This is a genomic window from Rhizomicrobium palustre (assembly GCF_011761565.1).
GTDB lineage: Bacteria > Pseudomonadota > Alphaproteobacteria > Micropepsales > Micropepsaceae > Rhizomicrobium > Rhizomicrobium palustre.
Genome location: NZ_JAASRM010000001.1, coordinates 1,270,479 through 1,281,832, shown reverse-complemented (window position 1 = coordinate 1,281,832; position 11,354 = coordinate 1,270,479). Strand labels below are relative to the sequence as shown.

At 59.0% G+C, this 11,354-nt stretch carries 9 protein-coding genes; 5 read left to right on the top strand and 4 right to left on the bottom strand.

Features of this window, described 5'->3' with window-relative positions:
• Positions 1–4: 4 nt before the first annotated feature.
• Positions 5–958, top strand: a complete 954-nt coding sequence (locus FHS83_RS05680) for a hypothetical protein (protein WP_167081744.1) — start codon at positions 5–7, stop codon at positions 956–958.
• Here FHS83_RS05680 and kdoO read toward each other — a convergent pair.
• On the bottom strand, positions 951–1,787 hold the full coding sequence (kdoO, locus tag FHS83_RS05675) for a Kdo hydroxylase KdoO (RefSeq protein ID WP_167081743.1): 837 nt from the start codon (positions 1,785–1,787) through the stop codon (positions 951–953). The genes FHS83_RS05680 and kdoO overlap by 8 nt on opposite strands.
• Positions 1,788–1,908: 121 nt before the next feature.
• On the opposite strand from kdoO, the gene FHS83_RS05670 reads away from it, so the two are divergent.
• Positions 1,909–2,196: a hypothetical protein gene (locus FHS83_RS05670; protein ID WP_167081741.1), complete on the top strand. Its 288-nt coding sequence runs from the start codon at positions 1,909–1,911 to the stop codon at positions 2,194–2,196.
• A 3-nt stretch (positions 2,197–2,199) separates the two neighbouring features.
• Entirely contained in the window at positions 2,200–2,901 is a 702-nt protein-coding gene (locus FHS83_RS05665) for a hypothetical protein (protein ID WP_167081739.1), read from the top strand.
• A 47-nt stretch (positions 2,902–2,948) separates the two neighbouring features.
• On the opposite strand, the gene FHS83_RS05660 is transcribed toward FHS83_RS05665, so the two are convergent.
• Together FHS83_RS05660 and ctrA are read right to left on the bottom strand one after the other, a co-directional pair.
• Complete coding sequence (locus FHS83_RS05660) at positions 2,949–5,240, bottom strand: TonB-dependent receptor domain-containing protein (protein WP_208414245.1); 2,292 nt, start codon at positions 5,238–5,240, stop codon at positions 2,949–2,951.
• 263 nt (positions 5,241–5,503) lie between these two features.
• Positions 5,504–6,199 carry a response regulator transcription factor CtrA gene (gene ctrA / locus FHS83_RS05655; RefSeq protein ID WP_167081737.1) on the bottom strand — a complete coding sequence of 232 codons (696 nt, stop codon included), beginning with the start codon at positions 6,197–6,199 and terminating at the stop codon, positions 5,504–5,506.
• Between the two features lie 276 nt (positions 6,200–6,475).
• Here ctrA and fliI point away from each other — a divergent pair, with 276 nt between their 5' ends.
• Both fliI and FHS83_RS05645 read left to right on the top strand, forming a co-directional pair.
• Positions 6,476–7,801: a flagellar protein export ATPase FliI gene (gene fliI / locus FHS83_RS05650; RefSeq protein ID WP_167081735.1), complete on the top strand. Its 1,326-nt coding sequence runs from the start codon at positions 6,476–6,478 to the stop codon at positions 7,799–7,801.
• A 6-nt stretch (positions 7,802–7,807) separates the two neighbouring features.
• Positions 7,808–8,239 carry a flagellar FliJ family protein gene (locus FHS83_RS05645; RefSeq protein ID WP_167081733.1) on the top strand — a complete coding sequence of 144 codons (432 nt, stop codon included), beginning with the start codon at positions 7,808–7,810 and terminating at the stop codon, positions 8,237–8,239.
• A gap of 128 nt (positions 8,240–8,367) precedes the next feature.
• Here FHS83_RS05645 and FHS83_RS05640 read toward each other — a convergent pair whose 3' ends face one another.
• Positions 8,368–11,211 (bottom strand): TonB-dependent receptor, encoded by a 2,844-nt coding sequence (locus FHS83_RS05640; protein ID WP_167081731.1) that lies wholly within the window; start codon positions 11,209–11,211, stop codon positions 8,368–8,370.
• Positions 11,212–11,354 lie beyond the last annotated feature (143 nt).

The following is an 11,354-nucleotide window of genomic DNA, read 5'->3' as shown; positions in this document are numbered from 1 at the left end:
TCCCATGAAAAAGTCCAATCGCCTTCGCCGGATTGGCGCCACCGCGCTCGCCATGGTGTCGGTGCTGGGCGTCGCAGCGGCCTATCGTTTCGCCAATGCGCAAGGGCTTTTCAACGGCGTGCATGAGACCTCGCCGGGCCAATGCCGCGTGTTGGCGGGGCCGGTGGGCGATATCACGGCCAACACCAAATCCGCCTATATCGCGTCCGGCAATGCCTTGTATGTTTTTGACGGCGGCAAGCTGACGAAGCTCTCCGGCACGCCAAAATCCTTCGATGTGCGCGCCATGGCGCTGTCGCGCGCCGTCACCGGCGAAACCTATTTGCGCACCGTGCTGACGCAAGACGAAGGCCGCTTCGCCATCGCGCTTTTTCGCGTCAAGCCGGATGCGGTCGAAGAGGTGGGGCGGGTCACCACCGATATGCTGACAGATCCCGCCGCCATCGCCGCGCCCGATCCTGAGCGCTTCTATGTCGTCAATCGCAGCGAAAGCAAAACCGCGTTCGGGCGCTTTCTTGACAACACCCTGCTTTTGCCGCGCGCGCATCTGATGTGGTTCGATGGCATGAAATTCGTGAATGTCGCCGAGCATCTCAACACGCCCAGCGGCCTTGCGCTGTCCTTTGATAATGCACGCCTCTTCATCGCGCAGGATTATCCGCGCAGCCTCGTCGCGATCGCCCGCAATGATTTTTCCGGCGCGGTGGAAAATCCTGTCGCGCTCACGCTCCCATCGGGCCCGCTGCACATCTCTACCGCGCCGGATGACAGCCTGATCGTCGCCGCGCGTCCTAAAACTGGGGCCGCGGAAGTCTATCGCGTCAGCCTCGAGAATGGTGCGCCGAAAACTGCAACGCTTCTCTATGCCAAGAAAGGCGAAGAGATCCGCGCCGCCGCCGAGCTTAATGGCACTCTGCTCATCGGCACGGATAAGAGCCTTGTGGCGTGTGCTAAATAAGCCGCCGTCCCATCATCTTTTCCAGCATCGCCAGCGGCGTGGTTGAGGGATCTTCCATGTCTTCGGGGTTCAGATAAAAGGTCTGTTCCAGCGCGTGCTGGCCTTTAAGGGCCGCATGCATCACCTGATCGGTATAGCAAAGCCAGACTGAGCCGGGTTGAAACTCCACCCGTTCCTTATCGCAAGTCGCTTGATAGGCCTCATCCAGCTTGGCGCGGTCATGCAGCCCCAGCATCACGTCATCATAAGCGCTTCTACGCGCCTTGGTGATCCTCAGCCCCGCGAGAAGGGCATGCCATGCATCAGGTTTGACCGTGATTTGCGAAATAAATCGCTCCGCTACTGCCGCAAAATCCTCGCCCAGATTCCAAACCCGCGCCGCACTGGGGTTCACATTTGCGAAGACACGCAGAATTCTTCGCCCCCGCATCGGCATAGTGGGGAAGGCATCGACATGCAGCCGTGTGTCGTCTGCGAGAGCCGTGGATTTGCGCCCCTCGATTTCCGCCGGGCGAAAGCTGGTGCGCCCCCTCACAAGCTTGCCGCGATAGGCCGGAGCGATCGTCTCCACCAGCGCGGTCGCGAAATCGGCATAGCGCGCCATCAACGCGGCAAGCCTGTCACGCGCGTCTCCTGACGCAGCGGTGTGTTTCACCTTGCCATCCGGCGAAAGCGAGATGTTCTTGGCCCCGCCCAAGAGGGCCGGATCGCGCAAGGCTTCCTCTGTGGGTAACAACGTAAAGCCGCCCCTGGGCAGCATCACCACCTTGCCCGCTTCCAGCGCGGCGCCATTGCCGCGTGGGGCATCCAGAATCGAAAGCCTGTTCATTAATTCGGTCCGCCCTTTCTGCGGGTGAAATAGCCAAGTAACAACGTCAACCTTTACAACTGTCGGCTCCGCATAAATACTGCCTCCCGTGATACGTGGGTAGATGAATCGAGGGATTCCTATGCCGGATCCAGCTCAGCAGCTGAGTGCCGTGCGCGAAATGCTCAGCCTTTTCCGCGTGGAGCGCTACACTTATCTTGCCGTCAATGTGATCGCGCTGTTGATGCTCTTCGCTAGCGCTGTGGTGCTGCTGCTCAAGCCCTCCGAGAACGGCATGAGTCTTTATGCGGTGGTCACGGCGCTCTTCGGCTCGTCGGGCCTCATCACCTATTCGATTGGGCGTCTGCTCCATATGTGGGATCAGGCTTTCGCGCTGCTTCAGCAGCAATATACCAAGCCGGAGGGGTGAGGGATGGACCCGGCAGCGCTGGCGGAGATTCGGCAGAAATCGCATCGCGCTTCGCTGGTCACCGGGGCAGGGGCGGCGATCATCATTGGGGCGCTGGCCTTCGCGGTCTTTACGGTGCGGCAAGCTACCGTTGAGGTGGACCGCTTGAATGCCCAAAAGGCCCATGTCAGCGACGAGATCACAAATCTGGAAGCTGCCAAGAAACGGCTTTTGGCCGAAAACAAAGCCCTCACCGCGGTGGGCGCGGAAACATTGGGAATCGCGCAACAGCGCTCCGTCACGGCCAGCCAGGTTGTGCAGGGATTGAAGGCTGACAAGCTCGCCCAGACTGTTGCGTCGGGTCAGGGACGGGCGCCAGTGACCGTCACCTTCTACGCCAAGAATTTCGAGAAAGATCTGAATCAGAAGGTGGTCTTCCCCAAGCTTTCCAATCTTGGCTACGCGGTGCAGGTGGTGCCGGGCAGGGGATATATCTCGCGGGTGGGAACCAATGCGGTGTGGTTCGGGCGCGATGTGCCCTTGGCCCAAGTCAAGCAGGTCGCCCTCACCCTGATCGCGGCGGGCGTGTCCTTGAAAACCATCCGCCAATTCTCTGATCCGGGGCGCAAAACCAGTATTATCGAAGTCGGCGCCGATGCGGCTTTCGTAAACGCGCCGCAGCTGTCGGCGGAAGCGGTGGCTGCGGCTGAAAGCTTTGGCCGCTAAAGAAAAGGGGCGCTGCCCGTGTCAGCGCCCCTGACAAACAAGCTACTTTAATTGAAGCTCTTTTTCAGGCTGACGAAGACCGCGCGCGGTGAACCGGGCAGCAGCGTCTGGTTATCGCCCTTGGCCCCAAAGCCGTTGGAGCCGATGGTGGAGATGTATTTTTCGTCGAACAGATTGTCGACGTTCACCTGCAGCTCAAGGCCGTCCAGCAAGTTGTCGGTCTGCAAGCGGTAGCCTGCCGTCAGGCCCACCAGTGTGCGGCCGTTCACCCACTGATCGTTCTCATAGGTGAAATAGCGCTTGCTCATGGCCGAGACGTTGACGTTGCCGAACAGCGCGCCGTCGTCATAGCCCAGCGCGACGCTCAAGATGTGCTTGGGCGCATCCGTCGTAGTCTTGTCCTTGGTGTGCATCAGAACAGTGCCGGAGGCGTTCGTCACATCATCATCATAGGTCGACTCGTTGAGGGAATAGGAGCCGGAGAGCGACAGCTCGTGGGTGAAGTGATAGGTGGCTGCCGCTTCGATACCTTTCGAGGTCACCGAGCCGACATTCGATAGCACGGACGGAGCACCGACGATGCCCGCGCCGGCCTGGGTGGCGAGCTGGCGGTTCTTGAACATCACATAATAGCCCGCGATTAGCGCCTGCAGCTTTTCGCTGTTGAAGCGATACCCGGCTTCGACGGTCTGTGAGGTTTCCGGCTTCAGCGTGGTTTTGATGGCATCAAAGCCCGGCTGGGTGGTCGAGAACGGACCGGAGGTGGCCGCGCTCACGAAGGCGCGCTGGTTCTTGGAGTAATCGGCGAAGACTTCGTTGCTCTCGTCGATCTGATAATTGACGCCGGCCTGCGGCAGGAAGCCATTATCGGTCTTGATCTTACCGCCGGTGAACTGGGTCGCGGCCAGGCCCGATTTGAAGGGCTCGGTCACCTGATTGGCGAGGAAGTGCGCGCCGTTGTTCACCGTCTGGGTCTTGAAGCCGAAATTGACCTTCAAGGCATCGGTGACTTTCCAGCTATCCTGCAGGTGGAAGACCAGCGTGGTGGTGTTGAAGGCGAAGGCCCATTGCGTCGCCATCGGATTGGAGGGGAACTGCAGACTGGTCACGCCCGAGCCATCGGCGGCGAGCGCATAATAGCGGCGCGCCTGACGGAAGTTGTTGTTCTCGTACCAGACGCCGCCTTCGATCTCGTGATTGTCGAGCGTGTAGACCAGCGAGGCAATGGTGCCGTAACGACTGATGGAATATTCGGTGGTGCGCACGGAAATCGGCGCGCCGCCGGGGATGAAGGCGCTGGTCGGGACATAAGGCGTCCACCACAAGCCGCGGCCGGTGTTGTTGTGACCGTAGCCGGTGACTTTGAATTCGAGATTCGGGGTGATCGACCAATCGGCCGTGACACCGCCAAGGACGTCGTTGCGCAGGCCCGCGGCGTTGTAATAGGCATCATCCACCGTGGCGAAAGGCGCCGGCAGGGGCTTGCCCTGCTGATAGGCATTGGCCACCTGCACCGCCAGCGGCCAGTTGTTCGAGATGTTATCCCAATCGCTGCCTAAGCGGTTCAGCATATCGAGCGACATGTCCTGATAGTCGTTCTCGCGGCGGACCGAGTAATTCAGAAAGCCGGTCAGGGTCACATCGGCGCCAATGGTCTGCACCACCTTGCCGTTGATCAGTTGCGCCTTCTGCAGGCCGTCGCCCTTCCATTTGTCCGACTGCTGGAAGCTGTAGCTGACATAAGCGCGGGTGCCGGTCGGCAGTTCGCCGGAATCCAGGCGGACATATTCGTGCAGGGAACTGAAGCTGCCGTAAGAGGTCGACGCCGTCAGGCCCATTTTGTCGCTGGGGTCGATGGAATAGAAGGCCAGCGTGCCGCCGAGATTGGAGGTCGAGGCGGTGCCGAGCGAGCCGGTGCCTTGGGCGATTTCGGTGCGGCCGATGTTCTCAGACGAAATGGCGCGGGAGATGTGCAGGCCGTTGTAGTTGCCGTAGGACATGTCGCCGAGCGGCACACCATCAAGCGTAAAACCGAGCTGATTCTGGTTGAAACCGCGCAGCGAAATGCGGGTCGACCACTCATAAGCGCCGAAGGAATCGGAAGACTGGAAGTTCACGCCCGGCAGAGACGCCACCGCCTGGAAGGGGCTGGCGCCGGGTTCCTTAAGCGACAGATCGGCTTGGGTCACCGTCTGAATCTGACGGGTTTCGCCCTGGCCATAAATGGTGACGATTTCCGAATTCGCGCCGGTATCCGCCATAGCGAGCTCAGTATTTTCCGCAGCGAAAGCCGGAAACGCAAAAAGGCTGGCGGAGGCCAGCAGCAGAGACTTCTTCACTCGATACCCCTGTTCTCTCAAACGATGCGACGCGAGATGCGGTCGGGGCACACCTAACGGGAGCGGTGTGACAGCGCGAAAACAGGGGTGTGAAAGAATTGCTTTAGAGCTTTGCCGTTCTGCAATCTGCGCAGAAGCAAAGTTTCGGTGAAGTTTTGGTGGAGGGGCCTGTGCCTAAAACGAAAGCGCCGCCGCGTATTCGCGACGGCGCCTTTGCTGCCCCCTGGTGTCCCTAAACTTAAAACGTCCCTGATTTTTTTTGATTAGGACGCGATGGCTTCTTCTGACGGGTCGCGCAGCACATAACCGCGGCCCCAGACCGTTTCGATATAGTTGTCGCCGTTCGTAGCGGCGGCCAGCTTCTTCCTGAGCTTGCAGATGAAGACGTCGATGATCTTCAGTTCCGGCTCGTCCATCCCGCCATAGAGGTGGTTGAGGAACATTTCCTTGGTGAGCGTTGTTCCCTTGCGTAAGGAAAGCAGCTCCAGCATCTGATATTCCTTGCCGGTCAGATGCACCCGCTGGCCATCCACCTCCACCGTCTTGGCGTCGAGGTTAACCACCAGCTTGCCGGTGGTGATGACGCTCTGGGAATGACCCTTGGAGCGGCGGACCACGGCTTGAATTCGCGCGACCAGCTCATCCTTGTGGAAGGGCTTGGTCATATAGTCGTCGGCACCGAAACCCAGCGCCTTAACCTTGGCTTCGACAATGGCGTTACCGGAAAGGATAAGCACCGGCGTCTGAACCTTCGCCACACGCAGGCCCTTGAGGACCTCAAAGCCGCTCATATCCGGAAGCTGAAGGTCGAGAACGATGATGTCGTAATCGTACAGCTTACCGAGATCGATCCCCTCCTCGCCCAGATCCGTTGTATAGACGTTAAAGCCCTCCGACCGCAGCATGAGTTCAATGCTGCGCGCCATAGCGCTATCGTCTTCGATCAGGAGCACGCGCATGTCAGACCCCTTTTGGTCATGAAGCCGGTACCGTGTTTTTTACCGGACTGGTTAACCACGGCAAGACGGTAAACGGAAAAGGTTAATATCCCCTTTTTGTCACGAACGACATTTCAGATAAAGCGAATGTCACTTAACAGGCCTTCAGAAACCTTCCCACAGCGGTAACTCCAGCGGCTATTCCGTGACTATCCCATTGATTGAATTTGTTAACTTTACCTCGACTTAATTCCTTCCAGGCACAATCGCCGCGTTGACGAAGCGAAAGATGCCTGAATGCCCTCTTTGCACGCGGAGATAGAAAATCTTCCGGTCTTGCGACGTTTTGGCCGGGTAGCCCGTGTGGAAGGGCTGATGGTCGAGGTCACGGGTGCCGCTGGCGCCATTGGCTTGGGCGGTCAGTTGCGCATTCGGCCTCAGCATGGCCCTGCCATTCCCTGCGAAGTAGTCGGCTTCCGCGACGGCAGGGCGCTCGCCATGCCCATGGGGTCGCTGGATGGAATCACATTGGGGGCGCGGGCCGATTTCGAAGGCATGAGCGCCGTCCTTTATCCTTGCGAGGCCTGGATGGGCCGCGTGCTGAACGGATTTGGCGAGGCGACCGATGGCAAAGGCCCGCTGCCGCAAGGCCCTGTCGCTTATCCCATCAAAGCCGCACCGCCGCCCGCGCAGTCCCGTAATAGAGTAGGCGGCAAGCTCGATTTGGGCGTGCGTGCCCTCAATCAGTTCATCACCTGCTGCGAAGGCCAGCGTATGGGCATCTTCGCGGGCTCCGGCGTCGGCAAGTCCACTCTATTATCTATGCTCGCGCGCTATTCGAGTGCGGATGCGATTGTCATCGGCCTGGTGGGCGAACGTGGCCGCGAATTAAAAGAGTTCGTCGAAGATGATCTTGGCCCGCAAGGTCTCGCGCGCTCGGTGATCGTGGCGGCCACGTCGGATGAGCCGCCGCTGGTGCGCCGTCAGGCGGCCTATACCGCGATGACCATTGCCGAGCAGCTCCGCGACCAAGGTCTTAACGTTCTTCTGATGATGGATTCCATCACCCGTTTCGCAATGGCACAGCGCGAGGTTGGCTTGTCGGCGGGTGAGCCGCCTGCCTCGAAGGGCTATACGCCGACGGTCTTCGCGGAACTGCCGCGACTCTTGGAACGGGCCGGTCCCGGGCCGGAAGGCTGCAACGGTTCGATCACCGGACTCTTTACCGTGCTGGTCGAAGGCGATGACCATAATGAACCAATTTCGGACGCCGTACGCGGCATTCTCGATGGCCATATCGTTTTGGAACGCATGATTGGTGAACGCGGACGCTTCCCTGCGATCAATATCTTACGCTCTGTCAGCCGTACCATGCCGGGCTGCAATACCGAGTACGAACAATCACTTGTCGCCGCCGCCCGCAAGTCGATGGCGACCTATGAAGACATGGCCGAGCTGATCCGGCTGGGCGCGTACAAAGCTGGCACGCATCCTGAAGTGGACGATGCCATACAGCTGCACCCGCTGTTGGAAAAATTTCTGACACAGCGCAAGGACGAACGGGCCTTGTTAACCGAAGGGTATGACGAGTTAGGCACTATATTGCAGGGTGGGAGAAGGTAAGGCGGTATGAAGAAGCAAGATACCTTGCTCAGATTGCGCAGGTTCCGTGTAGATGAACTGAAGCGCCGCATGGGCACCATCGAAGGCATGCGTGCCGATGTGGAACACAAGCTCGCCGACCTCGATGAGAGCGTGGCGCGTGAACGCCAGCGCGCCGGTGACACCGACATCGGGCGTCTCGCTTTTCCGTCCTTCCTCAAATCCATTGAAATTCGCCGGGACAAGCTGAAGGACACGCTGCGCGACATCGAACGCGAGCGCGCCGCCTGTCAGGAAGAACTCACCGAAGCTTTCCAGGAGCTGAAGAGTCTCGAATTCGCGCAAGAGCAGCAGGAAAAGCGCCTCGCCGAAATCGAAGCACGCCGCTCGCAAAGCCGTCTCGACGAAATGGCCCTGGTGCGCCACTTGCGCAAACACGCGCTGCGCAACACAGCCTGAACAACGCTCCTACATCGAAAGTTTAAAGGGCGGGATCACTCCCGCCCTTTTTTTGCTCCGGGCCCAGCTCATAAAAAAGTCCCGCACCTTGAAGGATGCGGGACCGAGGGGAGAGGCAGTCAGATCGCTCAGTAGGAGAAGCGCAGACCCAGCGATAGGTATCTGCCTTCATCGCGCACATCGCGCGGGTAGTAAGACGTCTGGTTCATATAGCGATAGCTCTCGAAGGGTTCGGCGAGCAGATTGCTCACTTCGAGAGACAGGTTGAGCTTTTCGGTGACATTGTAATAGGTGGAGAAATCCAGCCGCCCGCGTGCCCGCACCAGCTCGCCCGCATATTGCTGTTCGTTGGCGTTGCGGTTGTAGCTGTTCACATATTGGCTGCGCCAATTATAGGCCATGCGGACGCCATAAGGGCCGTCTTCATAGAAGCCGGTGAGGCTATAGGCCCATTTAGAGATGCCGGTAAGCTGAACCATCTGGCTGTTCACGCCCAAGGCCTGCGGCATCTGATTTTGCGCATCGAGGAAAGTGACGTTGCCGGAAAGGCCCAAATGCGACATCCAACCGGGCAGGAAGTCGAACACCGTCTGACCGGAGAGTTCGACACCTTTGACCGCGCCATCGCCCGCATTTTCCGGCCGCGAGATCTGGACCGTGCCATAGGTAGGATAGTTCTTCAGGATCTGGGTGTAGTTGCTGAAGAAGCCTTTCAGGTCATGCCAGAACAGCGCGACGGAGAGGTAGCCGACATCCGAGAAGTAATAGTCAAGAGAGGTGTCGTAGTTGGTCGCCGTCAGCGGCCGCAGATTCGGATTGCCGGTGCTGATCGAGGCATTATACGTGCTGTTGCTGTTGGAGGCGTCGACGATCGTCACCGTCGTGGTCGGGCTCATATCGCTATAGCCCGGGCGGGTGAAGGTGCGCGTCGCCGCGGCGCGCAAGACAAAGGCGTCGTCGATTTTCCAGCGGGCGCCGAAAGAGGGCAGCAGATAGGTGTAGTTGCTGGCCATTGTTGTCGGCGTGATGGTGGTGTTGCCCTTGGCATCCGTCAGCGTCAACGCCCCGAATGTCTTGTCATCTGTGTTGACGATGCGAAGCCCCACCGTGCCATCCACATCCAGGCCGATCAGCGATTTGAGATTATAATGCGCCTGGGCATAGCCTCCGTAGGTGTATTCGTCGGCGCCATAGCCGCGATTGGGATCATATTCGACCGAGGCTTTGCTCCAATTGGCGATATCCGAAGCAAAGTTGTCGCCGCCAATGCCGAGCTGAGCTTTGAGCTGTAGCGCTGCCAATGCGGCTGCGCGCATGTCGCCGTGACGGGTGCGGATGGCCTCGCGGGTTGGAGCGAGCCAGTTCTGGAAAATTTGTGCGCCATCATCGCGGAATGCGTCCGTAACTTTTTGGAGCGAACCGACCGGCGTTGACGCCAAAGGAATCCCTTTGCCGACCATGGCGAGGTCCGCCAGCCAGGCATAGCGGTCGATAGAGTTGGCGCTGGCATGGTGGGTGGTGGCGCGGACGCCGAAATCGATCTCGTCGATAACGTTCCAGCCGGGTGTCAGCTTCACATCGGTGCGGCCCTGAAGCCCATCGCCCGCATAGAAGCTTTTGGATTCGTAATAGCCGCGCCAGATCCAGTTGTCGGGATTGAGGCCATCAAATCCGTTCAGGGCAAAGCCTTCGCCGCCATCCGCGTTGAAGTTTATGCTCATGCGCACAGGATCTGCCGTCTGGCCGTCCACGCTATAGCTCATGGAGTCATAGCGGCTGTCGGTCCAGGCGAAATCGCTCGTGACTTCCGCGATGCCTGCCGTCCATTTGAAGCCAAAGGCGGCTTGCAGAGTGTCGCCGCGGTCGTTGGTGGTGGAGCGATAGGTCTGCAGCGGCACGCCGCCCGCCTTGACCAGGCTTCCCACTCTGTTGGGATCTCTGGCGTCGAGCACGATATTGCTCAGTGTCGCGTGGCGATTGACAATGCAAGTCCCTGCGTCGGAGCAGTTCTTCCAATATTTCTGGGAAGCGCTCAGTGAGCTGCCGCTGAAATCCCGCCCGTTATCGGTATCCATCAGGTTGTCGCCGGCCCAGTCATCGGAATTCTGGCCGCGATAGCCCTGCCACAAGGCTTCGACATAGACTTCGAAGTTGTCACTCGGGCGCCACTGATACGCGCCGTTGAAGAAGGGGCGCGTGCGCGAACCGCGGCCATAATAAACGCCGACCTGGTTCGGCATGTTGATGGTGGGGGAAATGCCCGTCGTCGTGACGTTGGTGCCGTTGCTATTGAGCGGGGAATAGGAACTGGAGGCCCAGCGATCAGAGGTCAGCCAACTGCTGCGCACGATGGCGAAATTGACCAGCAAGCCCATATCGCCGACGCCGGTGCTCCAGCGATCCGACAGAAGCAGGCTGCCGACGGGATCAACGCGGCCGGTTTGCTCGCTTAAGGAAAATTGCAGATTGCCTTTCAGCGCGAAGCCATCGAAATCCAGCGGCCGGCGCAGACGCACATTGATAAGGCCGGCAATGCCAGGATCGATCAAATCGGCCGTAACCGATTTATAAACTTCAATACCGGCCAGCGCGCCCGCGGGAAAATCCTGCAGATGCGTGCCGCGTCCGTCCGTGGTGAAAATTTCACGGCCATTGAAGGTGGTCATAAGATTGGGAAGGCCGCGCACACTGGGGCTGCGGGCTTCGTTTTCGGAATAGTTCACCTGAATGCCGGGCAGGCGCGACAGCGCTTCAACGGCCTGATTGTCCGGCAGCTTGCCGATATCGAGGCCGACTACGGCATCTACGATCGCCTGCGATTGCGCTTTCACGGTCTGCGCCGAAGCCAAGGTATCCCGCACGCCTGAAACCACGACGGTTTCCAGCGTTTCGGCATTTTGCGCCGAGGCGCATTGAAAGGCTGCTATGAGTGCCAGCGTCGATGCGCTGCTTATAAGTCCATATTTACGCACGATCCAAACCTCCCTGATTTGTTTCTATGGCGTCTGATCCTCTGCGGTATTGGTTTTTGGTTTGCAGAGGCAAAGTTATGGCGGGCCGTGCAGCCTCACGGCTGCATTGCTTGCAGGTGACGTAACTGTTTCGATTTTCCGCT

Bases quoted from the DNA above. Each gene is read 5' to 3' on its own strand.
- FHS83_RS05645 (WP_167081733.1), top strand. From the start codon at position 7,808: ATGAAGAAGCAAGATACCTTGCTCAGATTGCGCAGGTTCCGTGTAGAT.
- kdoO (WP_167081743.1), bottom strand. From the start codon at position 1,787: ATGAACAGGCTTTCGATTCTGGATGCCCCACGCGGCAATGGCGCCGCG.
- ctrA (WP_167081737.1), bottom strand. From the start codon at position 6,199: ATGCGCGTGCTCCTGATCGAAGACGATAGCGCTATGGCGCGCAGCATT.
- FHS83_RS05665 (WP_167081739.1), top strand. From the start codon at position 2,200: ATGGACCCGGCAGCGCTGGCGGAGATTCGGCAGAAATCGCATCGCGCT.
- fliI (WP_167081735.1), top strand. From the start codon at position 6,476: ATGCCCTCTTTGCACGCGGAGATAGAAAATCTTCCGGTCTTGCGACGT.
- FHS83_RS05680 (WP_167081744.1), top strand. From the start codon at position 5: ATGAAAAAGTCCAATCGCCTTCGCCGGATTGGCGCCACCGCGCTCGCC.
- FHS83_RS05670 (WP_167081741.1), top strand. From the start codon at position 1,909: ATGCCGGATCCAGCTCAGCAGCTGAGTGCCGTGCGCGAAATGCTCAGC.